This is a genomic window from Ruegeria sp. CF8, from assembly GCF_056537285.1.
The window spans coordinates 58,696-79,896 of record NZ_JBQFRG010000003.1; the positions used below are offsets into that span (position 1 = coordinate 58,696).

28 protein-coding genes, 1 tRNA gene and 1 other RNA gene are annotated in these 21,201 nt (G+C 56.7%); 17 read left to right on the plus strand and 13 right to left on the minus strand.

Translation table 11 applies throughout. From position 1 onward, the window contains the following. Positions 1-40: 40 nt before the first annotated feature. The 5 genes from acuI to ACR0EV_RS08155 form a co-directional block, all read right to left on the minus strand. Positions 41-1,036, minus strand: a complete 996-nt coding sequence (gene acuI / locus ACR0EV_RS08135; protein WP_480799641.1) for an acryloyl-CoA reductase — start codon at positions 1,034-1,036, stop codon at positions 41-43. Between the two features lie 106 nt (positions 1,037-1,142). Further along, positions 1,143-2,246 carry a dimethylsulfoniopropionate demethylase gene (locus tag ACR0EV_RS08140; protein WP_480799642.1) on the minus strand — a complete coding sequence of 368 codons (1,104 nt, stop codon included), beginning with the start codon at positions 2,244-2,246 and terminating at the stop codon, positions 1,143-1,145. Beyond that, on the minus strand, positions 2,247-2,774 hold the full coding sequence (locus ACR0EV_RS08145) for a DinB family protein (protein WP_480799643.1): 528 nt from the start codon (positions 2,772-2,774) through the stop codon (positions 2,247-2,249). Beyond that, positions 2,774-3,478: a DUF1326 domain-containing protein gene (locus ACR0EV_RS08150; protein ID WP_480799644.1), complete on the minus strand. Its 705-nt coding sequence runs from the start codon at positions 3,476-3,478 to the stop codon at positions 2,774-2,776. Before ACR0EV_RS08150 ends, ACR0EV_RS08145 begins: the two co-directional genes overlap by 1 nt. A gap of 4 nt (positions 3,479-3,482) precedes the next feature. Then, positions 3,483-4,247 (minus strand): DUF2182 domain-containing protein, encoded by a 765-nt coding sequence (locus tag ACR0EV_RS08155; protein ID WP_480799999.1) that lies wholly within the window; start codon positions 4,245-4,247, stop codon positions 3,483-3,485. A 116-nt stretch (positions 4,248-4,363) separates the two neighbouring features. Between ACR0EV_RS08155 and ACR0EV_RS08160 the strand changes: the two genes are divergently transcribed. From ACR0EV_RS08160 to ACR0EV_RS08200, 9 genes are all read left to right on the plus strand, one after another. Then, the gene (locus ACR0EV_RS08160) at positions 4,364-5,095 is read left to right on the plus strand and encodes a FadR/GntR family transcriptional regulator (protein ID WP_480799645.1); all 732 of its coding nucleotides are present in this window, start codon (positions 4,364-4,366) and stop codon (positions 5,093-5,095) included. Between the two features lie 114 nt (positions 5,096-5,209). Further along, on the plus strand, positions 5,210-6,610 hold the full coding sequence (locus ACR0EV_RS08165) for a selenium-binding protein SBP56-related protein (RefSeq protein ID WP_480799646.1): 1,401 nt from the start codon (positions 5,210-5,212) through the stop codon (positions 6,608-6,610). A 13-nt stretch (positions 6,611-6,623) separates the two neighbouring features. Beyond that, on the plus strand, positions 6,624-7,277 hold the full coding sequence (locus ACR0EV_RS08170; protein ID WP_480799647.1) for a hypothetical protein: 654 nt from the start codon (positions 6,624-6,626) through the stop codon (positions 7,275-7,277). Positions 7,278-7,337: 60 nt separating this feature from the next. Continuing rightward, positions 7,338-7,988, plus strand: a complete 651-nt coding sequence (locus ACR0EV_RS08175) for a TenA family protein (protein WP_480799648.1) — start codon at positions 7,338-7,340, stop codon at positions 7,986-7,988. 17 nt (positions 7,989-8,005) lie between these two features. Beyond that, positions 8,006-8,368: a DUF4345 family protein gene (locus ACR0EV_RS08180; RefSeq protein WP_480799649.1), complete on the plus strand. Its 363-nt coding sequence runs from the start codon at positions 8,006-8,008 to the stop codon at positions 8,366-8,368. A gap of 36 nt (positions 8,369-8,404) precedes the next feature. Continuing rightward, positions 8,405-8,752: a transfer-messenger RNA gene (ssrA, locus tag ACR0EV_RS08185) on the plus strand. Between the two features lie 100 nt (positions 8,753-8,852). Further along, positions 8,853-9,284, plus strand: coding sequence for an ester cyclase (locus ACR0EV_RS08190; protein WP_171183320.1), 432 nt, complete (start codon positions 8,853-8,855; stop codon positions 9,282-9,284). A 224-nt stretch (positions 9,285-9,508) separates the two neighbouring features. Further along, the gene (chrA, locus tag ACR0EV_RS08195; protein WP_480799650.1) at positions 9,509-10,774 is read left to right on the plus strand and encodes a chromate efflux transporter; all 1,266 of its coding nucleotides are present in this window, start codon (positions 9,509-9,511) and stop codon (positions 10,772-10,774) included. Between the two features lie 76 nt (positions 10,775-10,850). Continuing rightward, positions 10,851-11,309, plus strand: a complete 459-nt coding sequence (locus ACR0EV_RS08200; RefSeq protein WP_480799651.1) for an SspB family protein — start codon at positions 10,851-10,853, stop codon at positions 11,307-11,309. Between the two features lie 26 nt (positions 11,310-11,335). On the opposite strand, the gene ACR0EV_RS08205 is transcribed toward ACR0EV_RS08200, so the two are convergent. Further along, positions 11,336-11,899 carry a hypothetical protein gene (locus tag ACR0EV_RS08205; RefSeq protein WP_480799652.1) on the minus strand — a complete coding sequence of 188 codons (564 nt, stop codon included), beginning with the start codon at positions 11,897-11,899 and terminating at the stop codon, positions 11,336-11,338. A gap of 207 nt (positions 11,900-12,106) precedes the next feature. On the opposite strand from ACR0EV_RS08205, the gene fumC reads away from it, so the two are divergent. Genes fumC through ACR0EV_RS08220 form a run of 3 tightly spaced genes read left to right on the plus strand, consistent with a single transcriptional unit; the run spans position 12,107 to position 13,895 of the window. Then, positions 12,107-13,501: a class II fumarate hydratase gene (gene fumC / locus ACR0EV_RS08210; RefSeq protein ID WP_171090193.1), complete on the plus strand. Its 1,395-nt coding sequence runs from the start codon at positions 12,107-12,109 to the stop codon at positions 13,499-13,501. Then, positions 13,501-13,677 carry a DUF4169 family protein gene (locus ACR0EV_RS08215; protein ID WP_171090194.1) on the plus strand — a complete coding sequence of 59 codons (177 nt, stop codon included), beginning with the start codon at positions 13,501-13,503 and terminating at the stop codon, positions 13,675-13,677. Before fumC ends, ACR0EV_RS08215 begins: the two co-directional genes overlap by 1 nt. Further along, the gene (locus ACR0EV_RS08220) at positions 13,674-13,895 is read left to right on the plus strand and encodes a ribbon-helix-helix domain-containing protein (RefSeq protein WP_480799653.1); all 222 of its coding nucleotides are present in this window, start codon (positions 13,674-13,676) and stop codon (positions 13,893-13,895) included. The genes ACR0EV_RS08215 and ACR0EV_RS08220 overlap by 4 nt, the downstream gene beginning before the upstream one ends. On the opposite strand, the gene ACR0EV_RS08225 is transcribed toward ACR0EV_RS08220, so the two are convergent. Next, complete coding sequence (locus ACR0EV_RS08225) at positions 13,880-14,191, minus strand: hypothetical protein (RefSeq protein WP_480799654.1); 312 nt, start codon at positions 14,189-14,191, stop codon at positions 13,880-13,882. The two genes, ACR0EV_RS08220 and ACR0EV_RS08225, sit on opposite strands and share 16 nt — an antisense overlap. After that, positions 14,182-14,267: transfer RNA gene (locus tag ACR0EV_RS08230), tRNA-Leu, on the minus strand. Before ACR0EV_RS08230 ends, ACR0EV_RS08225 begins: the two co-directional genes overlap by 10 nt. 147 nt (positions 14,268-14,414) lie before the next feature. Between ACR0EV_RS08230 and ACR0EV_RS08235 the strand changes: the two genes are divergently transcribed. Further along, the gene (locus tag ACR0EV_RS08235) at positions 14,415-14,993 is read left to right on the plus strand and encodes a YqaA family protein (protein ID WP_480799655.1); all 579 of its coding nucleotides are present in this window, start codon (positions 14,415-14,417) and stop codon (positions 14,991-14,993) included. Further along, positions 14,990-15,457, plus strand: a complete 468-nt coding sequence (locus ACR0EV_RS08240; protein WP_480799656.1) for a disulfide bond formation protein B — start codon at positions 14,990-14,992, stop codon at positions 15,455-15,457. Before ACR0EV_RS08235 ends, ACR0EV_RS08240 begins: the two co-directional genes overlap by 4 nt. Here ACR0EV_RS08240 and ACR0EV_RS08245 read toward each other — a convergent pair. Next, positions 15,454-16,041 (minus strand): HNH endonuclease, encoded by a 588-nt coding sequence (locus ACR0EV_RS08245; RefSeq protein WP_171090203.1) that lies wholly within the window; start codon positions 16,039-16,041, stop codon positions 15,454-15,456. The genes ACR0EV_RS08240 and ACR0EV_RS08245 overlap by 4 nt on opposite strands. Positions 16,042-16,254: 213 nt before the next feature. Here ACR0EV_RS08245 and ACR0EV_RS08250 point away from each other — a divergent pair, with 213 nt between their 5' ends. Then, positions 16,255-16,860, plus strand: a complete 606-nt coding sequence (locus ACR0EV_RS08250) for an rRNA large subunit pseudouridine synthase E (protein ID WP_480800000.1) — start codon at positions 16,255-16,257, stop codon at positions 16,858-16,860. Positions 16,861-16,892: 32 nt separating this feature from the next. Beyond that, the gene (locus ACR0EV_RS08255; RefSeq protein WP_480799657.1) at positions 16,893-17,318 is read left to right on the plus strand and encodes a VOC family protein; all 426 of its coding nucleotides are present in this window, start codon (positions 16,893-16,895) and stop codon (positions 17,316-17,318) included. Here ACR0EV_RS08255 and ACR0EV_RS08260 read toward each other — a convergent pair. The 3 genes from ACR0EV_RS08260 to ACR0EV_RS08270 are packed head-to-tail and all read right to left on the minus strand — an operon-like array spanning position 17,315 to position 19,100. Continuing rightward, the gene (locus tag ACR0EV_RS08260; protein ID WP_480799658.1) at positions 17,315-17,803 is read right to left on the minus strand and encodes an N-acetyltransferase family protein; all 489 of its coding nucleotides are present in this window, start codon (positions 17,801-17,803) and stop codon (positions 17,315-17,317) included. The two genes, ACR0EV_RS08255 and ACR0EV_RS08260, sit on opposite strands and share 4 nt — an antisense overlap. 2 nt (positions 17,804-17,805) lie before the next feature. After that, positions 17,806-18,471 carry an alpha/beta hydrolase gene (locus tag ACR0EV_RS08265; protein WP_480799659.1) on the minus strand — a complete coding sequence of 222 codons (666 nt, stop codon included), beginning with the start codon at positions 18,469-18,471 and terminating at the stop codon, positions 17,806-17,808. Continuing rightward, positions 18,468-19,100 (minus strand): DNA-3-methyladenine glycosylase family protein, encoded by a 633-nt coding sequence (locus tag ACR0EV_RS08270; RefSeq protein ID WP_480800001.1) that lies wholly within the window; start codon positions 19,098-19,100, stop codon positions 18,468-18,470. The genes ACR0EV_RS08265 and ACR0EV_RS08270 overlap by 4 nt, the downstream gene beginning before the upstream one ends. Positions 19,101-19,197: 97 nt before the next feature. Here ACR0EV_RS08270 and ACR0EV_RS08275 point away from each other — a divergent pair, with 97 nt between their 5' ends. Next, the gene (locus tag ACR0EV_RS08275; RefSeq protein WP_480799660.1) at positions 19,198-20,424 is read left to right on the plus strand and encodes an MFS transporter; all 1,227 of its coding nucleotides are present in this window, start codon (positions 19,198-19,200) and stop codon (positions 20,422-20,424) included. Here ACR0EV_RS08275 and ACR0EV_RS08280 read toward each other — a convergent pair whose 3' ends face one another. Beyond that, positions 20,425-21,201 carry a squalene/phytoene synthase family protein gene (locus tag ACR0EV_RS08280; protein WP_480800002.1) on the minus strand — a complete coding sequence of 259 codons (777 nt, stop codon included), beginning with the start codon at positions 21,199-21,201 and terminating at the stop codon, positions 20,425-20,427.

The window sequence follows — 21,201 nt, forward strand, 5'->3', positions numbered from 1 at the left end:
GGCCAGGCACACCCGCCCGAGGATACAGTACGCGTCAGCTTCAGGCGTTCACATCAACAACAACGCGGCCTTTGACCTGACCCTTCAGAATATCCGCGCCAAGCTGCGGCAGATCCGACAAAGCGGCTGGTTGAACCATCGCCTCCAGCTTGTCCATCGGCAGATCGGTCGCGATCCGCTGCCACGCGCGCAGTCGGTTGTCGTAAGGCTGCATCACGCTGTCGATGCCCAACAGGTTCACGCCGCGCAACAGGAATGGAATCACAGTCGCTGGCAGGGCCGCGCCGCCGGCCAAACCAACGGCAGCAACTGAACAGCCATACTTCATCTGCCCCAGAACACGCGCCAACATATCTCCGCCCACCGCGTCTACACAGCCAGCCCAGGTTTCACTTTCCAACGGGCGCTTGGTGGTCTCATTCAACTCTTCGCGGGGCACAATCGTTGTCGCGCCAAGCGATTTCAAATAGTCACCGGTTTCGGGGCGCCCGGTCACAGCAGCCACCTCATAACCCAGCTGGCCCAGAATGGCTGTGGCCACCGATCCAACGCCACCTGCAGCGCCCGTCACCAAAACCGGCCCCCGATCCGGGGTCAGCCCATGATCTTCCAACGCCATCACCGCAAGCATGGCCGTAAAACCAGCGGTGCCCACAGCCATGGCCTGCCGCGCATCCAACCCGTCAGGTAGCGGCACCAGCCAGTCCGCCCGCGCGTTGGCTTTCTGGGAATAGCCGCCCCAATGCGCCTCACCCACGCGCCAACCGGTCAGAACGACCTTGTCACCGGGTTTGTAGCGTTCATCTGACGACGCTTCGACCGTGCCGGCGTAATCGATTCCCGGCACATGGGGATACGCCCGCACCAGCCCGCCCCCCTTGGGCGACAGGCACAGACCGTCCTTATAGTTCACGGTTGAATACTCCACCGCCACGGTCACTTCACCATGCGGAAGATCATCCACTGAAAGCTGCTTGACCGATGCACTCGCCAAGCCGCTTTCTTCGTCCTTGTCCATCACCAACGCATTGAACATTCTCAAATCCTTTCGTGTTTCCGTGACCAGACCAGTCCTTCACCTGGCCTAAAATACCTCGGGGGAGTCGCGCAGCGACGGGGGCGCAGCGCCCCCAACCCTCGTGTTAAATCCAGAAATGCGATTGCACAGTTGCGCGACGCATCCCGTCAGGTACCTCAATATCCAGTTCCGTTCCCGCATCCCAATGGCTCAACCGCACCATTCCAATAGCCACATTGGTCTTGAAATCCGGGGACCAGGCGGCCGAGGTTACCTGCCCGACCCACTTTCCGTCCGCGTAAAGCCCCCAGGGTCGATCACAACCGGGAACAGGTTTACCCGCAATCGCGATGGGTCGAATTTGTTGAATGGGTCCCTCTTTAGCCACGCGCAGCAACGCGTCGCGCCCAATGCAACCGATTGCGGTGTTCGTGTTGCAGAACTTGCCCAGCCCGCATTCGTGCGGCGTGTTATCGTCAGTCATGTCATTGCCATAAGACAACAAACCGCCCTCGATCCGCTCGATCAGGTTCGGACAGCCAGCGCGCACCTGCAGGTCTTCGCCTGCCGCAAACAAAGCGTTCCAAAGGGGCATTCCGATCTCGCTACCCTCAACATAGATTTCAAACCCGCCCTGTTTTGAATAGCCCGAACGCGCAATCGCCAGATCGCGCCCCTCAAACTCGAACATATCGAACCTGAAGAACCGGATGTCCCGCACGCGGTCGCCAAACACGCGCGCCATAAGATCGTCTGCCTTGGGGCCTTGAACCGCAAGCGGAGATACATCCGGTTCGTCAACCAACACATCCAAACGGTATCCGACGGCGATCCCTTTGACCCATAGCAACAGGTCACTGTCAGCAATCGAAATCCACCAACGATCTTCAGACAGTTTCACGGCCACCGGATCATTCAGCATTCCACCGGTCTCATCTACGATCGGCACATAGAAACACTGTCCCGGCAACATCCCACGCAAATCGCGCGGGGTGAGCATCTGCATCAGCCGAGCAGCGTCCGGCCCGCGCAATTCGACCTGCCGTTCACAAGCCACATCCCACACCTGTACATGGGTTTTCAAATGCCGGTAGTCTGCTTCAACGCTTTCGAAAACAGTAGGCAATAACATACGGTTATATACCGTATATCCTTTAACCCCAGCAGCTTCGACCCCATCCGAGAATGGCGTGCGCCTCAGACGGCGAGAAGGAGAAATTTGCGGCATTCAATCCTCCTGCGGCATGAAGACAAGATCACTGACCGGCGCTTCAGATCCCGCCTCAGTCAGCATCTTGTGCACTTGTCCCCGGTGGTGGGTTTGATGATTGAACATGTGGATGACGCAGCGCGCATAAGGCAAAGTAATGTCAGCCTCTTTCGCGGCTGAATACCACGTGAACGGACCCGTCAGAGGTTCGTCCCCCAAGCTGTCAGCCCAACGGATGATGCGCGCGTCAATCTTTTCTCGCAGGGGCAGCCATGCGGACAGGTCGGGGCACAGATACACACTTTCATGAATACCACCGCCCGTTCGATGAATGTTGCTTTCCGGTCCATCTGCCTTTTCAAAGCGAGACATCCAGATCCAGTCCCCCCAGAGCAAGTGGTTGGCTGTTCCCAGGATCGAACCGAAAAACGCTCCGCGTTCTAGGACCAGTTCCTCATGAGTCAATGCTTGCAGAAACTCCGCCAACTGCTTGTTTTGCCAATGATTGTATTGCGCCATCTCACGCGCATATGCACCGGTGATCATTACTTGGGTCCATGCCAGTTGATCGGTGTAATATCGGCAGAGTTACCGTCAAAGTCCCAGACTCTTCCGTAGTCTCGTACCTTCGAGCGCAGACCTTTTGCGACCCAGACTTCCGGTCCCATCCAGTATTTCGAATTTGTTACTTTAACTGGTTCTCCGGGTGAAGCGCCTGGTATCAACTCAATTTCACCCTGGATCTTGCGACCGACTGTAATCTTTCGGCGAGGCCCATCCTTTTCGATAACAACACGTTCGCGTTCGGCGCCGATAATTTCAGATACAAGGTAGTGGAATACGCCTGTGGTACCTCCGGCAGCGCCACTAAAGATTTTAAGCATGCCATCATAGGCTTTTTGTGTTGCGCTTTCATCGACATAGACCGCAACTTTCCATCCACCTTCAGCCATTCGACCAGGAATATCGACCAACAGAGCGGCAGTGAGTCCATCAAGCGGTTCACCTTCAAAATGTCCACTTTCAATGTCGATACCAAACCAGGTTTGGCAGTACCCATTTGTCGGCGGATGCTTGCCCAGAGAAACGACACAAGGGCAAAAAACTGTGCAGGAGCAATTCATGAACAACTCGCCCTTCAGCTCCCAATCAGTGGGCGACATCTGCCGCCTTTTCGGGTTGGGCATCCGGCTGTCGATCCGTTGGCTGATAGGTAGCCGGTCGGCTTCTGGTTTTCTGTTTTTTGCCATTGGCTTAACCTCCGTAGCTAATTGGATAGACGAGCAGAACCAGACCACCCGCAATCAATGCAAACCCCATGGGCCGCGTTATCGCGTGCCCGATTTGGGGGAGTTTCTCCAAAACCATGAACAGTGTCGCCAGCCCCATCCACAACAAGCTCATGACCCCGCCCACAAATCCAAGCGCCATAAACCCCCAGCAGCAGCCGACGCAAAACGCGCCAAGACCCAAACCCATGCGAACACCGCCTGCGAAACCGGTTTTCCAATGGCCCAGAAAATAGTTCATCGGGGCATGGCAAACGCCGTGGCAGACCTCTTTCGCACGTGTGAACTGAAAGGCGCCCACTGCGATCATCAATCCGCCTGCAACCCAGCCGGACTTGGCGATACCCAGCATATCGACCACACCGCCAAACAGCAAAACCAGTTGAATCCCAGTGATCAGAGCCGCAAATCCAACCCACACGATCGAATACCCCGCCAGAACACCCAACCAACCCGCACGGCTGCCATTTGCACTGTGGATCAGGTCATCATAGCAGCGCAGGGTTGGTACAAGCGTCGGCAGCATCATCGCCGCCATCATGATCGCCCACATTGAAAACAGCGGGCCGAACTCGGCCATGGGCATATACATGTCCATGCGCGGATCCATGGCCGCCATGGCCTGCCCCATGGGTCCGGGGCGACCGATCAGATCAAGGTCCATGTCCCGGCTCATCGAGAACATGACCCACCACGCCCACAGGATCAGAACATAAAAGCCCAGCCACATTCCGCTGCGCAGCCACGTGCGACTCACTTCGGCCTCCCGACTCAACTCCCTTGCTTTTCAAATGTCAGACTTTTAAATGTCAGACAAATAAAAATTTACCCAAGGTCCTTCTGAAGATGAAAGTCGCGCCCCGGAAACCCGCTGACCTGTCCGCTCAGATCGCTCAAGCCATTCGGGATGCGATTGTATCAGGGGAGTTGATCGTGGATGCCCGCTTGCCATCTGAGGCCGAGCTGTCCGATCAATTCCAGGTCTCGCGCCCTACTGTGCGTGAAGCGTTAAAGCGGTTGGCGGCGCAATCCCTGATCCGCACACAGCGCGGCGCATCGGGCGGCGCATTTGTGAACCGGCTGAGTTTTGAGGACGCCTATTCCCAACAGGTCACGACCTCGACCCTGCTGCTGTCGATGAATGCCGTCAGCTTTGATACCGCTTGCGAGGCACGCTATGCTTTGGAGAGGGCCTGTGCGCCTTTGTCCGCGCAGCGACGGACAGCAGATCAATTGGCCACCATGCGGGCCGAGATATTTCGTCAATCTCAACCGGGTCTGACAGACGAAGCATTTTGTGCATCTGATGTGACCTTCCACCGCGCTTTGGTGGATGGGGCTGGAAACCCGGTCCTGTCATATCAATTGGCGGGGGCGGTCGAGGCAATGCAACCTCTGATGAACATGATCACGTTCACCGCGCGATCTCGTGAGGAAATCATAGCGTTGCACAGCAGAATAGTTGACGCGCTTGAAGCGCAGGACGCCGAAACCGTGGACGCCGCGCTGAATGATCTGGAACACTACACCCGCCAATTGGCGCAGGACGTGGCCGAGCGTAAACGCAAACCAGCTTAAGCGCCCAACACGCGCTCAGGCAAAGAAAGGAAGACGAGCAGGCAGAATGTCATCCGGCGTCAAGACCGGAACTCTCAATACGAATTGAAGATCAATGACTTACGGGAGGACGTTATGAACACTAGACCGGACCCAACCTTTTACCCATCCGCCAAGCTCGCGATGGAGGGGCCCACCGAAACGCTTGCTTTCACCTTGATGCTAAGCCCGGATTTTTCGCAACCAGACGGGCTGGCGGTTGTGAATGTTGATCCAACATCCGACGATTTCGGAAAAATAGTTCATCAGGTGATCATGCCTGAGAAAGGCGATGAGTTTCACCATTTCGGATGGAATGCCTGTTCGTCCGCCCTGTCACCGCTGACCGGCCATGCCTTTCTGGAGCGGCGCTATCTGATCATCCCCGGAATTCGATCCAGCCGAATTTACGTTATCGACGTCAAAAACCCACTTGAGGCGAAGATTCACAAGATCATCGAACCCGAAGAAGTCTTTGCAAAAACGGGATATTCCCGCCCACACACGATCCATTGCGGGCCCGAAGGAATCTATGTCAGCACGCTTGGTGGTGGCGGTACGGATGGTACTGACGGTCCTCCGGGCATTTTCATCATGGATTGTGAAAGCTTTGAGATCATCGGTCGCTATGAAATCGAACGCGGCGTGCAGGACAAGCATTATGATTTCTGGTGGAACCTGCCGCGCGATTACATGGTCAGTTCTGAATGGGGTCTGCCCCCGCAATTCGAAAACGGGCTGGTGGCCGAAGATCTGCTTTCGAACAAGTATGGTCATCGCATTCATTTCTGGAACCTGCGCAATCGGACCAATATCCAGACCATCGATCTGGGTGAAAACCACCAGATGGCACTGGAAATCCGCCCGGCCCATGACCCGGTCAAGCAGTACGGGTTCTGTGGGGTTGTTGTAGATACCACCAACCTGCAAGGTGCGATCTTCACCTGGTGGCGCAATGATGACGGCACATTCGAAGCCAAGAAAACCATCACCATCGATCCGCAACCTGCTGATCCGGATGATCTGCCAGATCTGCTCAAAGGGTTTTCGGCGGTGCCGCCGCTGGTCACTGACATCGACCTGAGCCTTGATGACAAGTACCTCTACGTCTCGTGCTGGGGCACCGGTGAGATGCACCAATACGATGTGTCCGACCCAATGAACCCCAAGCTGGCGGGTATGGTTGAAATCGGGGGGATCGTTAAGAAAACCAAGCATCCAAATGGCCAGAGCTTTGGGTACGGCCCGCAAATGGTCGAGATCAGTCGGGACGGCAAACGCGTCTATTGGACAAATTCGCTTTATTCCACTTGGGACGATCAGTTCTATCCCGGCGAAGGCGGTGCTGCGATGGTCAAGGCTGATGTTGGAGAGAACGGTGGCCTGACGTTGGATCCGAATTTCTGGGTCTCGTTCCCCGACGGCTACCGCAGCCACCAGATCCGGTTAGAGGGCGGAGACTGTTCAACCGACAGCTTCTGCTACCCCTCGGTCTGAGTTGGACGTTTTGATGACATCAACGGCTGGCCTCTGGCTGGCCGTTGTTCTCAGCGGCGCCTATCACGGCCTGAACCCTGGCATGGGCTGGCCGCTGGCAGTCTCTTCCGCTTTGATGGAGCAGCGCCAATCCGCGCTTTGGCAAGCACTGGCAGCTTTGGCAGGCGGGCATTTTGTGGCCATGCTTGGGGTCTTGCTGCCTTTCGCCCTGATGGCCGTTCTGGTCGACTATCAAAAGGAAATCCGAATTGGTGCCGCGCTGACTGTCATCGCGATGGGGCTGTTCATCGCAATCACCCGGCGTCACCCCCGTTTTCTGTCACGGATTCCTCCTAGTAAACTGGCTCTTTGGTCCTTGCTCGTGGCCCTGGCCCACGGCGCTGCCCTGATGCTGGTTCCGATCTATCTGGGGCTGTGTGCCGTGGATGAACTGGACGCCGGCCATCAAGCGATTTCCCAGATCATGACAACAAACACCCTGCTGGTTCTGGGCGTCGCCGCGCTGCACACAGCCGCCATGGTTCTGGGCGGAGGTCTGCTGGCCTTTGCTGTCTATCGCTGGCTGGGCCTGCAGGTTCTGTCGCGCAGTTGGTTCAATCTTGAGCTGATCTGGGCACTTAGCCTGATATTGGTTGGCGGCCTTGGTCTTTGGTCCGCGCTGGGTTGATCTTGTACTTTGATTTGAAACGCGCTTTGTCTGCGGCAAGACAAAAAACGGAGTTTCCGAATGCAGGACCATACCCGCCCGACCGAAATGCTGCGTCTGGGCAGAAGTGATGACTGGCAAGCCGCCATCTCCCACGCCTTTACGCGTGAGTTGTCCGACGGCACCCTGCCCGAGGACAAAATGCGCTGGTACCTTCAGCAGGATTATCAGTTCGTGGACGGATTTGTGCGCTTGCTTGCCAGTGCCATCGCGCACGCTCCGACCCTCGCAGACAGCGTACCAGCCGCGCAGTTTCTCGCGGTGATCACAGGCCCCGAGAACACCTATTTCCTGCGCGCGATGGAGGCTTTGGGCACAAAACCCAGCACAGAACCCGCCCCCGCCACACGGGCGTTTCAGGACCTGATGGCCGAGGCCGTGGCCTCGGGCCGTTATCAGAACATGCTGGCCGTGCTGGTTGTGGCCGAATGGGTCTATCTGAGCTGGGCCAACCCGGAAAACCCGCCCAAAGACGACCTGCCCTTCTGGTTTGCCGAATGGATCACGCTACATGCGGGCGAAGGGTTTGAAAGCGTGGTCGAATATCTGCGTGGACAGCTGGATAAGGTTTGGCCGACGCTGGATGCGGCTGAACAGGCCGAGGTCACGCGATTGTTCCATCGCGCAGTCGAACTGGAACGTGATTTCTTTGACGCCGCCTACGCGGCCTGAACCATAAGGGGGCCGGAATGGTCACAACTCTGAACGTGATTGCTGCGTTGTTGACCATCGGGTTCGGCGCATTTGGGTTTCTGGCCCCGGCCCACACTGCCTCGGCCCTTGATCTGGCCCCGACCAACAGCACGATGGGCTTGTCTGAGATGCGCGCCTCGGTCGGGGGACTGTTTGTCGTCACCGGAATCGCCGTTATCTGGCTGAACAATCCAATGGCCTATGTCATGCTGGGCGTCGTCTATTCCGGGGCAGCGTTAGGCCGATTTGTATCGGTCGTGCTGGACAATCCTCCGTTCGCCAAGGCGATGATCTTTGGGGGAATCGAACTGGTTCTGGCCGTTTGGCTGATTGCAGCAAACTTTAACAAAACGACCTAACCAACTGGGACCATTGAGTTGATTGAGATGTAATCTGAGTTTGCATCTACCCAACACCTCACCTATATATGAATTGTCCTTCGGGACTATGGACATAAACGCGCTCGTAATAAGCGGATCGGACCCGGGGGCGGTACCCGGCGGCTCCACCAACCATCCTTCGTTTGGGGATTTTGGGGCCGAAACAGGATCGACGAACGTCTAAAGGGGTTAGCTTTGTCTCGGCTGTCTGCCACCGTTATCGGCGAAACTAGTACAATTGCAAACGACAATCGTGCTCCGGTTGCAGTTGCTGCGTAAGCAGTAACAAGACCGAAATCTAAGCCCTTGCGCCTAGCCGCGTAAGGCGGGGTTCGCAGGTACCTGGCAACAGAAACCTGCATTAATCCCTGACATGTCTGACGTTATTCCCTTTTTCAGGGCACATTCAGAGTTTGTTCATTCCTGCCTGTCATCGTGCGCTGACTTGGACAGGAGAACTGGGATGACAAATTCAGAGATACTCAGGGCGTGGTATTCCGAAGTTTGGGAAAATGGAAATACCGAGGCAATCGATCAATATTTTGCGCCTGAAACAATGGCCGAAGGGTTGATTCCCGAAATGCAGGTTGGTGCCGATGATTTCCGCGACCTGGTCACCGCGTTCCGCCATATCCTGGGCGACATCAAGGTCGAGCTTCCAAAGATCATCGAAAACGGCGATTGGGTGTCAGCCATTTTGAATGTTCGCACCTTCCGCGCCGATAATGGCGCGCCCTTGGAGGTCACGGGACAGGTGATGGCGCGGTTCAAAGGCGACAAGATGGTTGAGGCCTATAATCACTTTGATTTCATCTCGTTCTTTGAAGAGTTAGGCCAGTTTCCATCCGACACTCTGCCCGTGTGCATGACAGGTCAACGTCTGGACTGGGCCTGAACCCAAAGCAATCTTGACCCCAATTGCGCTTGCACGTTAGCAAGCGCTAAGGGGTCCAAGTGCGAACACCCCAAGGCGGTACCGCAAGTTTCGCATCTTTCGGAACTTGCAGGATAAAGTGTTGTGACTTGGCCACCCGACATTGCACAGCAGGTCTTAGTGCTTTTGGCTGCCTTCGACGCTTCCAAATTCAGGAACCAGTCAAAGCTTTTGGGCCTTTCAGCATGAACAATACTGTGACGCCCTCGGTCCAAGAGCTTATTCGCGTCTTTGGCAGAATCGGGTTGCTGTCCTTTGGCGGACCCGCGGCACAGATTTCACTGATGCATCAGGAACTGGTCGAGCGCAGACCATGGCTGGATGAACAAACCTACCTGCGTGCCCTGTCACTGTGCATGTTGCTTCCGGGGCCTGAAGCCATGCAATTGGCAACTTACGCCGGATGGCGTTTGCGTGGGGTTTCCGGGGGTCTGATCGCAGGCAGCTTGTTTGTCTTGCCTGGCGCAATAGTCATTGCTGTTTTGGTCGCGCTCTACACCGCGTTTGGAGACCTTCCATTGGTGCAATCGGCCTTCATCGGCGTCAAGGCAACCGTCATCGTGATTGTCTTGCAAGCGCTGCGCAACCTTTCGCGCAAGGCTTTGACGGACAAAGACCACTACGTCGTTGCCGCACTCTCATTCCTTAGCATTTTCCTGCTGAACCTCCCCTTCCCGCTGATCATCTTCGCGGCCGCATTGTGGGGGTACGCGACTTTCCAAGGCCCGACGGAACCGTATGAGCCTAACCAGCCGTCGCACCTGAAACCTTCCCTCCGAACCGTTGCGGTGTGGTTACCACTTTGGCTTACCCCCTTGGCAGCTTTGACCTTGAGCGGGCATCAACTGTTGAGCGATTTGGGCTGGTTTTTCGCCCGGCTGGCCGTCGTCACATTTGGTGGTGCTTATGCTGTACTCGCCTATATGACCCAGACGGTTGTGGATCAGTATCACTGGATCAGCACTGACCAGATGATCGACGGGTTGGGCCTTGCAGAGACCACACCCGGCCCCTTGATACTGGTCACTCAATTTGTCGCAATGCTTGCAGGAGAGTTGAGCGGAGGTTTCGGCCTAGCTCTGGCGGCCGGTGCAGTCGCTCTTTGGGCAACTTTTGTGCCGTGCTTTCTTTGGATCTTTCTCGCCGCGCCATACCTTGACCGGTTGGCCGCGCGCCCGCGCCTGTCTGCGGCCCTTCATAGCATCACCGCTGCTGTCGTCGGAGTGATTCTCAACCTTTCCGTGTGGTTCGCCCTGAACGTTCTATTCGAATCAGTCCCGGACATATCCTGGGGCCCACTGGCAATACCTATGCCATCGCTTTCCCAAATGGATTTCACAGCATTGGGTTTGACAATTTTGGCTGGAGCCTTGATTTTTCGGCTGAATTTGGGGATGGGCACAGCGCTGGCCCTGATGTCCTTCGCTGGGCTGGCTGCACACACTATATGATCAATCCGGCCATACCTGCCCTTTCGTTTCCGAACAAAAGCCCTATGCTGGGCATAACCACTTTTGAGGATCACACATGTCGCAAGGCATCGATTACGGCAACCTGATGCACTCCGCCATGCGCGGACTCATCAAGAAAGTGCTGACGGATGTTTCCGAATCCGGTCTACCCGGCGCGCATCATTTCTTTATTACCTTCGACACGCGCGAGGACGGTGTAGACATCGCTGACTGGTTGCGTGAACGGTATCCGGAAGAAATGACAATCGTCATGCAGCACTGGTTCGAAAACCTTGAAGTCGGCGAATCTGGTTTTGCAATTACCTTGAATTTCGGTGACGCGCCTGAACCGCTGTACATTCCCTATGCCGCGATCAAAACTTTCGTGGATCCGTCAGTTGAATTTGGCCTGCGCTTTGAAAGCCCCGAGGGTGAGGTCGACGACGACCACATCATGGAAGAGTCGATAGAAGTCGAAGAGGAAGAGCCACATCACGATGCAGACGTCGTCTCACTCGACAGCTTCCGAAAGTAACCAGGTCAACCCCGCCGCGCGCGGGGTTATTTCTTTTGCAGAAATGTTTCGACTGACCGGGATTTCACACCGTCTATAAAACGCGAAAAGGACAGGTTCAGCCCGCCTTCTGCAAGCGTGCGATCAAATTGCTGTAGTTCGTATCCGCCATCCTGATCGATGAACAAAGAAAACACGGTCAGCGTATCTCCGACGATTCGACCCCAGACAAACGGTTCCCCTTTCATCGGGTCTAACGGCACTTCGTGGCCAAAAACATTGCGCTTCATAGCCGCCGAAAACAAATCCCCGCGGCCCGACGGCACAAAGTCGATAGAAAACTTCTGTTCCTTAACGCGCCCGTCCAACTTGTAGGTCGTCGTCCGCCAACTGACATTGAACCCACTTTTGGTTTCAATAATGGAAACGCTCATGTCCCGAGGGGTTGAGGTGCCATCAGCATCCACAACGTTAGCAGACCCGATATAGTCCCCAACAAACGGTGCAATGTCCTGAGCCCGCGCAGAATCGCTGAAAACGGACAGCCACAATGCGCAAATGGCAAAGATCGCGACGGCTTTTGCAAGCGCAAGACGATGGAAATCTGGCATTTTGTCCTCCACGGCGTTCACCTTCTTATTGTAGCTCACAGAGGCCCACGCACAATGGCACTTTCCCCGGCTATCTCAAGTAAAGTGACGCACCCCGCGACCTATACCTTTGCGATACCTCTGGCTATGGTGCGCGCAACTGGCCGATTGCGTCACGGCTTTGCTGCGGCTAAACGGCATACAACTGCATACCAGACGGAGTGACATATGTCTCAGACCCGCACCGAATCCGACAGCTTTGGCCCGCTTGAGGTTCCTGCCGACAAATATTGGGGCGCGCAAACGCAGCGCTCGATCATGAACTTCCCCATCGGTTGGGAAAAACAGCCCGTCGCTATCGTACGCGCGCTGGGCGTGATCAAAAAAGCCTGCGCAATGCAGAACAAGGCCACCGGCAAACTGGATGCAAAAATTGCCGACGCGATCATTCAAGCCGCTGGTGAAGTGATCGAGGGCAAGTTTGATGACAACTTCCCACTGGTTGTCTGGCAGACCGGCTCGGGCACGCAGTCGAACATGAACTCGAACGAGGTCATCGCAAACCGCGCCATCGAAATTCTGGGTGGTGTGATTGGCTCAAAAGACCCGGTGCATCCGAACGACCACTGTAACATGGGTCAGTCTTCGAACGACACCTTCCCTACCGCCATGCATGTGGCCACTGCGACCAGCGTGCGTGACGTGCTGCTTCCGGGGCTCGAGAAGCTTGCCTCGGGGCTGGAACAGAAGGCCGAGGAATTCAAAGACATCATCAAGATCGGTCGGACGCACACGCAGGACGCAACGCCTCTGACGCTGGGACAGGAATTCAGCGGTTACGCCCATCAGATTCGCCAGGGTATTGCCCGTGTTCATGCAGCCATGCCTGGGATTTACGAGCTGGCGCAAGGCGGTACCGCAGTTGGTACAGGGCTTAACACCCAACACGGCTGGGGCGAGGCTGTCGCAGGTCATATGGCCGATATCACCGGCCTGCCCTTCGTCACTGCGCCGAACAAGTTCGAGGCGCTTGCCGCCCATGACGCGATGGTCTTCCTGTCAGGCGCTTTGGCGACGATTGCAGGAAGCTGCTACAAAATCGCCAATGATATCCGTTTTCTGGGCTCCGGCCCGCGGTCGGGTCTGGGCGAACTGATTCTGCCCGAGAACGAGCCCGGTTCGTCGATCATGCCGGGCAAGGTGAACCCGACACAGGCCGAAGCGTTGACCCAGGTCGCCGCCCACGTGATGGGCAACAATGCCGCGATGACTTTCGCAGGCAGCCAGGGTCATTTCGAGCTGAACGTTTACAACCCGATGATGTCCTACAACTTGCTGCAATCGATCCAATTGCTGGGCGATGCCTCTGACAGCTTTACCGAACGGATGCTGATGGGCATCAAGGCCAACGAGCCTCGTATCGACAAGCTGATGAAGGAATCACTGATGCTCGTCACAGCGCTGGCGCCGACTATCGGCTACGACAACGCCACAACGGTTGCCAAGACGGCGCATAAGAATGGCACGACCCTCAAGGAAGAGGCCATCGCGCTGGGCTTTGTGGACGAAGCGACCTTTGACGCCGTTGTTCGCCCGGAACAGATGATCGGTCCGAAAGACTGATGGGCAAGCCGGTCAACCTGAACCGGTATCGTAAGGAAAAAGCGCGGGCTGAAAAGAAAGCCCGCGCGGATCAGAATGCTGTCGCATTCGGCCGCACCAAGGCCGAGAAAGAAATCGCCAAGTTTGAACAGGACAAGCTGAAGCGTGACCTCGACAAGCGCGAGTTAGACGAATGAGCGGCCGCCCAATCAAACGCTCTCTGACTCTCAAGGGGCACCGAACATCCGTGTCGCTTGAAGATGAATTCTGGCGAGCTTTCCGCGACATAGCGGCTGAAAAAAGACTTCCGATCAATGTTTTGGCCGCAGAAATTGATGTTGAGCGCGATCCTGAAACTGGCCTTGCGTCAGCCATTCGGGTGTTTGTTTTGAAATGGTATCAGCGCAAGGTTTGAGGCATATGCCCGGCTTCGCCTTTGGCCATGAAGTAAAAAACTTGCGATGAACAATTGAAGCGCAGCGCCGTAATTGTTTCCCATTTCCCCTGCCTCGTTTTCTTGGACCGCTCAGTTTTCAGGCGTTGTAGAAAACCACGCCAGATCGTCGCCGTTTCGTTTTTGTATCCAAGTATTCGCAAGGCAGAATAATCGCGCGTCTCAAGGCTGCGGCAACAAAAGCTATGACAACAAAGCGACGCAACCACCTGATCGCGAAACACAAATACCTGATCTACGGAAAATGTGGTGCCCAAGGAGAGACTCGAACTCTCACGCCCGTGAAGGCGGGGGATTTTGAATCCCCTGCGTCTACCATTCCGCCACTTGGGCCACGAACACTGGATTAGCGCCCAAGCGCGGGAAGGTCCAGAGGCAAAAAACACCCCATATTCCATTTGTTTCTTTCTGGGCGGTTGACGGTCCGTCAGGTGCATGGTTTGGCTTCTTGGGGCCGCAAACGGGATTTGAGTACTGTATATGTTACGATCGCTTTATGACTGGACCATTCGTCTGGCCGAACACCCTCATGCCCTGTGGGCCTTGGCCATCGTCGCTTTCATCGAAAGCTCGTTCTTTCCGATTCCCCCTGACGTCCTGATGATCCCGATGATTCTGGCCCGCCCGTCGCGCGCTTGGCTAATCGCAACAGTTGCGCTGGTGGCCTCGGTTCTGGGCGGATTGTTAGGCTATGCGATCGGTGCGTTTTTCTATGAAAGCATCGGTCAGCCCATTCTGGAGTCGATGGGCAAGGCGCACGCGATGGAAGAATTCAATACGCGTTTCAACGATTTCGGGTTCTGGGCTGTGCTGGCCGCAGGTGTGACGCCCTTCCCCTACAAAGTCATCACCATCATGTCCGGCTGGACCGGAATGCCGCTGGGCACGTTCATCGCCACGTCGATTCTGGCGCGCGCCATGCGGTTCTTTCTGGTTGCCGGTCTTCTTTGGGGCTTCGGCGAGCCGATCCGGGACTTTATCGAAAAGCGTCTGGGCCTTATGTTCACGCTGTTCATCATCCTTCTGTTTGGCGGGTTCGTGGCGGTTAAATATCTATGACAAGACAATCCGGACTTGTGGCTCTGGCCACGATTGGCTCAGCAGCTCTGTTGTTGGCTGCGTTTGGCTTTCAGCACCTGGGCGGGCTTGCCCCCTGCAAGATGTGCATCTGGCAGCGCTATCCACACGCTGTGGCTTTTGCGATTGGTGCGGTGGCACTGGCTTTGCCAAGATTTAGCATCCTGCCGCTGCTGGGCGCAGCAGCTGCTGCAACAACGGGTGCCATCGGGGCCTTTCATGCCGGTGTTGAGCAAGGCTGGTGGGAAGGCCCCAGCACATGTACGTCGGGCGATATCAGCGGACTGAGCACCGATGACCTGTTCGATCAGATCATGAATGCGCCACTGGTGCGCTGTGACGATATCCCGTGGGAGATGTTCGGCATCTCGATGGCAGGCTGGAACGCCATCGCCTCGGCAGTGCTGATGCTGATCTGGATCGCGGCCTGGCAGGCGCGCGCTTAAAACTCGTCCAGTTCTGCATCCCAATACAGAAAGTCGATCCAGCTTTCGTGCAGGTGGTTCGGCGGAAACTTCCGCCCGATGTTGCGCAGCGCCTCGGCGTCAGGCTGACGTGGCGGTTTGCGTAATGTCATCCCCGCCTGACGCAGCGACTTGGACCCTTTGCGCAGATTGCACGGGCTACATGCCGCCACCACGTTCTGCCAGCTGGTCACGCCGCCTGCAGCGCGCGGCACCACGTGGTCAAAAGTCAGGTTATCGCGGCTGCCGCAGTACTGGCAGCGGAATTCATCCCTCAGAAATAAATTAAAGCGCGTGAAGGCCACGCGCTTTCTGGGTTTTACATAGTCTTTCAAAACAACGACCGAGGGTATTCGAATCTCGGTGCTCGGGCTTCGGACGACCTCGTCATATTCAGCCACGATGTCGACCCGATCCAGCCACGCAGCTTTGATCGCCTCTTGCCAGGGCCACAATGAAAGCGGGTAATAGGACAAGGGGCGGTAATCGGCGTTCAAAACCAAGGCCGGGTGTTGTTTGAGCATACCCGGCTCTCTTACAAATTCGGTCCTGAAATCTCCGTCCATCACAGAATCGCTCCTCGCTCTCAGCTGCCCGTTTGTGACACCAGAGCGGGGAGCACCCGCCCCGGCCTTAAGATAACTATATATCGTGTTAAAACTCTGACAAGCCCTGAGTTTCCACAATATGTCGCAGACTGGGTAAGCCGAATCTGTGACAGGTACGTGACACTTATCCACAGCTTGCGTCGGGTGCGTCCTTCGGGCTATGCGCGGGTCATGTCCTGGTTCATTCGCTTCAACAAACCGTATGACGTGCTGCCGCAGTTCACCGACCGCGCCAATGTCGAAAGTCCGCGTAACACACTGTCTGATTTTATCGACCTGCCGGGTGTCTACCCCGCCGGTCGTCTGGACCGTGACAGCGAAGGTTTGATGCTGCTGACGGATCACGGAAAACTGCAAGCCCAGATATCTGATCCAAAGCACAAGATGGCAAAGACCTATTGGGTTCAGGTCGAAGGCAACCCTGATGAGGCAGCCTTGAAAGCGCTGCGCAACGGGGTTGAGCTGAAGGATGGCCTGACGCGCCCTGCAAAGGCGCGGCAGATGGATGAGCCCGAGGGGCTCTGGCCTCGTACCCCGCCGATCCGCGAACGCAAGACCGTTCCCGACAGTTGGCTGGAACTGACCATCCGCGAGGGCAAGAACCGGCAGGTGCGGCGGATGACAGCCGCGGTAGGTCTGCCGACCCTGCGCCTGATCCGCTATCGCGTCGGAGACTGGACCCTGGATGATTTAGAGCCCGGTCAATGGGACAGCCTGCCGATGCCGACGCTGAATGCCGCGCCTCAGCGCAAACGAGACCGTCGCCCGCGCCGGTGACAATACCTGCCCTGTTCTGTTACACTTGGGGCATGAAACTCACGCCAGACATACCTGCCCCTTCTGCCATTCTGGAGGCTGCGCTTTACGCAGACGATCTGGATGCTGCGGAACAGTTTTACGGCGAGATTCTGAATCTTGAGCGGATTCAGCGTGTCGACAATCGCCATGTTTTCTTTCGCATTGGCGGGTCGGTCCTGCTGATCTTTAACCCCGACCAAACAGAACAGCCGCCTCTAAACCCTGATATGCCTGTCCCACCTCATGGTGCGCGCGGCCCCGGCCATGTGTGTCTTGTATTGTCACGCGATGAAATTGCGGTGATGCGCAAACACCTTCTGGACTGGAACATCCCCGTGGACGCTGAATTTGACTGGCCCGGCGGTGCACGGTCATTGTACGTGCGCGACCCGGCTGGAAACTCGGTCGAGTTTGCCGAAGGCCATTTGTGGGACTAGCCCAGTTCAAACCGTTTTGAAATTCTGTTCACCGGCGTTCCGTCGCGCAACGGTACACCATAAGCGACAGAGTAGTCCCGGAAACCCATTTTTTCATAATAGCTTAAACCCGGAACATTATCTGCCCGAATTGTCGCGTTTATTGTTCGAAATCCCAGCGAACCCGCCACTTTGACCGTTTCCCGGAACAGCGCCCGCCCGGCCCCGCGAAGTGCGGGTGTGCGTCGAGTAAATGTTGCGATATCGGCACAATCCCCGGGCAGCGCGTCATGGGTACCCAACCATTGAAAGCCCGCAACTTCGCCCTGATCATCCAACGCGACATTGCAGCAGATTTTATCTGCGCCCTTCAGATAGCTTTGCGCGAACAACGGCTCCGAAAATGGAACTTCGAACGCGGTTGTTCCTCCGATTTCGATGATCTGATTGAGGATGCGGCACGACGCGGCCACATCCTCAGGCATCATCGGCCGGACCGCAATCACGCCTAAAGACTCAGCTTGTCGCGCATGAAGGCCAGCGCGACACTTAGCCCGTCCGGAGCAATGCCATGGCCGGTACCCTTCATGACATGCGCGTACACCTCTTTGAAATCGGCAGCCTGTAAGGCTTCGGCGGCCTCGGGCAGCGATTGTGGCGGCACGACATCGTCCGCATCGCCATGCACCAGCAGGATCGGCATCCGGCTGACAGTTTCGTCGGGCAAAAGATCAGGTTCCAGCAACCGGCCAGAAAAGGCGACGATGCCCGCAACCGGGTCTTCGCGACGCGGTGCAACGTGTAGGCTCATCATCGTGCCCTGGCTGAAACCAAACAGCACAACCTGCTCGGGCAGCACATCTTCGTCCACCATCAGGGCATCCAGAAAGGCGTTGAAGTCTTCGACCGCCATTTCCATACCACGGCGCGCCTCTTCTTCGGACGAGCCGTCAATCCACGGGATTGGGAACCACTGAAACCCATTTGGCATACCTGGAACTTGCTCGGGTGCATCGGGGGCCACAAACAGCGTATCAGGCAGATGCTCGCCCAGCGGATCGGCCAACCCCAAAAGGTCAGCGCCATTTGCGCCATAGCCGTGCACGAACACCACGACTGATCGCGTGTCGCCCGAAACAGGCTCTTTCCTCAGCGCATTCAAAACCCGTGTCATCTGATCCCTTCTCTTTGTTTATCAACCCGGTAATAGGCCCACAGAACCCGCGCTGCAACCGACCGCCAGGGCGACCAGGCCTCGGCCATTTTGCGCAGTTCTTTGTCTGTCGGACGTTTGGGCAGGTCATAGAGGACACGCGCGGCCTCTTGCAGCGCCAGATCGCCGGGTGCGATCACGTCGGCGCGGCCCAGGGAAAACATCGCATAGATCTCGGCCGTCCAGACGCCGATGCCGGACACTTGCGTCAGCGTCTCAACAATTTCAGCGTCCGAAGCATCCCGCAACGCCTTGTAATCTATTCGCGCCTCAGCCAACGCCCGTGCATAGCGGATCTTTTGGCGGCTCAAGCCCACAGCGCGCAAATCCTCATCCGTGGCCCAAATGATCTTGCGCGGACCAGTCAGTTTCGCGTCCTGCAACCGTTTCCAGATCGCACGCGCCGAAGCCACGCTGACCTGCTGGCTGACAATTGCGCTCAGCAATTGCGCAAAACCATCTGGGCGGCGACGCAGGGGCAAAGGACCGGTCTGTTCGATTGCAAAAGCCATACGCGGGCAGGCTTGGGCCAACCATTCGGCCCCTTCGGCCACGCAATCGTTGGTTTCGATAATGCGACCTACGGACATGCGACCTCCTTGCTCGGCGCTCATGGGCACGTTAGGCGCATGTGCCGCAGATGCAAGCCGCTTGTGCAGCAAAGGCTTAGCCGATAACCATTCGCCCATGACAATGACCTCGACCCTTCCAGATGACCGTCAGGCCAAGCGCAACGTGGCCGTTTTGGTGGCTGCGCAGGCCGTTCTAGGTGCACAAATGCCCATGATGTTCATTGTCGGCGGGCTGGCAGGCCAGTCGCTGGCCTCGAACCCGTGCCTCGCGACATTGCCCATTTCCCTGATTGTTCTGGGGTCGATGCTGGCGGCAACGCCAATCTCTGCGATCATGCAGCGCTGGGGCCGGCGCGTGGGGTTCCTTGTGGGGGCAACTGCGGGCGCCTTGGGCGGGCTTGTTGGGGCATATGGCCTGTTCCTGGGGTCTTTCCCCGTCTTTCTTGTCGGCAGTCTGCTGACTGGCATCTACATGAGCGCGCACGGGTTCTATCGCTTCGCCGCTGCGGACACAGCGTCGGACGCCTATCGCCCCAAGGCTATTTCATATGTCATGGCGGGCGGATTGGCTGCGGCGATCATCGGCCCTCAGATTGTGAAATTCACATCCGAAGCCTATGTCATCCCGTTTTTGGGTACCTATCTGGCTGTGATTGGCATCAACGTTCTGGGCTCTGCCCTGTTCTTCTTTCTCGACATCCCAACACCGCCGAAACCCACAGAAAACGAACCCACAGGACGTTCACGGCTTGAGTTACTGAAAACGCCGCGTATCGCCGTGGCGATCATCTGTGCGATGGTCTCTTACGCCCTGATGAACCTTGTGATGACCTCGACCCCGCTGGCCGTCGTTGGGTGTGGATTCTCGGCCAACGACGCAGCGGATATCGTCACAAGCCACGTGTTGGCCATGTACATCCCTAGTTTCTTTACCGGTCACCTGATCGCCCGTTTCGGGGTTGAGAAGATCGTGGCGCTGGGCCTTGCCATTTTGGCAAGCGCCGGGGTTGTTGCCTTGCAAGGGGTTGAACTTGGGAACTTCTTCCTCGCGCTTGTTCTGCTGGGTATTGGGTGGAACTTTGGCTTCATAGGCGCAACGACGATGCTGGCTGACTCGCATGACCCGCAAGAGCGTGGACGGATGCAGGGCCTGAACGACCTGCTGGTGTTCGGCGGTGTCACATTGGCGTCGATGGCCTCAGGCGGTTTGATGAACTGCTCGGGCGGCTCTGCGATCGAAGGCTGGACGGCCGTGAATCTGGCCATGGTACCACTTCTCACGCTGGCGGGCGGCGCGTTGTTGTGGCTGGTCCTGCGTCCTGCCGACCCGGAACGGGCCTGATCACCAGCGCCCGCTGCTGACCTTCCACATCAGCGACAGGCGTTGCCGCATTTCGCCTGGGGTCAATGCACCAGAAGCAACACGCTCAGGCTGCGCAACGGCCTGTTTCAACACCCAGTCCGCCAGCCACCCGGCAGAAAGCGCAGGACGAGCTTCGGCAGAAATCGCAGCCCGGTTTGCTCTGGCCTTGTTCAAACGCTCCAGCGCAGATTTCGCAAGGGCACGCACTCCATCCGGCGTGCCATCCAACAACGGTATTCGCCCCCTGTGTTCCAACTCGGGGATCGCGCGAAGCCAGTTTGCAACACCGACCGCATACCCATAGTCGCGCAAAACATCCTCATCCGCCATTCCTAGCGCCTGAGCGGAAGCCACAAACAAAGAACCTGAACTTTGGTTGATATAGGTATCAAAGTGTTCCTGATCCTCAAACGGATCCCGATAAATATCCCAACGCCTTACGGCGACGTATTCATCCAAGACGCCAGCCAGATGCGGCGACAGCACACGAGACAAAGGTGTTACCACTTCATGATGCCGCACGATGCCACCTTCGGCAATTTCCTGTAGGGCATCGCGCCACCATTGCAGCCGCATCTCGGCTATCATCGGTTCCTGTGTGACCCAGGGCGCGCGCGCCACTTCGACATTCATCGCATAAATCGGGAACAGAACAGCGCGCACTGCCACCGGGGCCGCCATTGCGGCACGGAATCGGCCAGGATCAGCCCGTTGTACCAGCGCGGCACAGGCTTTGACGTCGTCGTCAAAGACCAC

Bases quoted from the DNA above. Each gene is read 5' to 3' on its own strand.
- chrA (WP_480799650.1), top strand. From the start codon at position 9,509: ATGAACAATACTGTGACGCCCTCGGTCCAAGAGCTTATTCGCGTCTTT.
- ACR0EV_RS08235 (WP_480799655.1), top strand. From the start codon at position 14,415: ATGTTACGATCGCTTTATGACTGGACCATTCGTCTGGCCGAACACCCT.
- ACR0EV_RS08270 (WP_480800001.1), bottom strand. From the start codon at position 19,100: ATGTCCGTAGGTCGCATTATCGAAACCAACGATTGCGTGGCCGAAGGG.
- ACR0EV_RS08175 (WP_480799648.1), top strand. From the start codon at position 7,338: ATGCAGGACCATACCCGCCCGACCGAAATGCTGCGTCTGGGCAGAAGT.
- ACR0EV_RS08215 (WP_171090194.1), top strand. From the start codon at position 13,501: ATGGGCAAGCCGGTCAACCTGAACCGGTATCGTAAGGAAAAAGCGCGG.
- fumC (WP_171090193.1), top strand. From the start codon at position 12,107: ATGTCTCAGACCCGCACCGAATCCGACAGCTTTGGCCCGCTTGAGGTT.
- ACR0EV_RS08265 (WP_480799659.1), bottom strand. From the start codon at position 18,471: ATGACACGGGTTTTGAATGCGCTGAGGAAAGAGCCTGTTTCGGGCGAC.
- ACR0EV_RS08275 (WP_480799660.1), top strand. From the start codon at position 19,198: ATGACAATGACCTCGACCCTTCCAGATGACCGTCAGGCCAAGCGCAAC.
- ACR0EV_RS08190 (WP_171183320.1), top strand. From the start codon at position 8,853: ATGACAAATTCAGAGATACTCAGGGCGTGGTATTCCGAAGTTTGGGAA.
- ACR0EV_RS08250 (WP_480800000.1), top strand. From the start codon at position 16,255: ATGTCCTGGTTCATTCGCTTCAACAAACCGTATGACGTGCTGCCGCAG.
- ACR0EV_RS08155 (WP_480799999.1), bottom strand. From the start codon at position 4,247: ATGTGGCTGGGCTTTTATGTTCTGATCCTGTGGGCGTGGTGGGTCATG.
- ACR0EV_RS08255 (WP_480799657.1), top strand. From the start codon at position 16,893: ATGAAACTCACGCCAGACATACCTGCCCCTTCTGCCATTCTGGAGGCT.
- ACR0EV_RS08200 (WP_480799651.1), top strand. From the start codon at position 10,851: ATGTCGCAAGGCATCGATTACGGCAACCTGATGCACTCCGCCATGCGC.
- ACR0EV_RS08150 (WP_480799644.1), bottom strand. From the start codon at position 3,478: ATGGCAAAAAACAGAAAACCAGAAGCCGACCGGCTACCTATCAGCCAA.
- ACR0EV_RS08165 (WP_480799646.1), top strand. From the start codon at position 5,210: ATGAACACTAGACCGGACCCAACCTTTTACCCATCCGCCAAGCTCGCG.
- acuI (WP_480799641.1), bottom strand. From the start codon at position 1,036: ATGTTCAATGCGTTGGTGATGGACAAGGACGAAGAAAGCGGCTTGGCG.
- ACR0EV_RS08140 (WP_480799642.1), bottom strand. From the start codon at position 2,246: ATGCCGCAAATTTCTCCTTCTCGCCGTCTGAGGCGCACGCCATTCTCG.
- ACR0EV_RS08145 (WP_480799643.1), bottom strand. From the start codon at position 2,774: ATGATCACCGGTGCATATGCGCGTGAGATGGCGCAATACAATCATTGG.
- ACR0EV_RS08180 (WP_480799649.1), top strand. From the start codon at position 8,006: ATGGTCACAACTCTGAACGTGATTGCTGCGTTGTTGACCATCGGGTTC.
- ACR0EV_RS08160 (WP_480799645.1), top strand. From the start codon at position 4,364: ATGAAAGTCGCGCCCCGGAAACCCGCTGACCTGTCCGCTCAGATCGCT.
- ACR0EV_RS08220 (WP_480799653.1), top strand. From the start codon at position 13,674: ATGAGCGGCCGCCCAATCAAACGCTCTCTGACTCTCAAGGGGCACCGA.
- ACR0EV_RS08170 (WP_480799647.1), top strand. From the start codon at position 6,624: ATGACATCAACGGCTGGCCTCTGGCTGGCCGTTGTTCTCAGCGGCGCC.
- ACR0EV_RS08240 (WP_480799656.1), top strand. From the start codon at position 14,990: ATGACAAGACAATCCGGACTTGTGGCTCTGGCCACGATTGGCTCAGCA.
- ACR0EV_RS08205 (WP_480799652.1), bottom strand. From the start codon at position 11,899: ATGCCAGATTTCCATCGTCTTGCGCTTGCAAAAGCCGTCGCGATCTTT.
- ACR0EV_RS08245 (WP_171090203.1), bottom strand. From the start codon at position 16,041: ATGGACGGAGATTTCAGGACCGAATTTGTAAGAGAGCCGGGTATGCTC.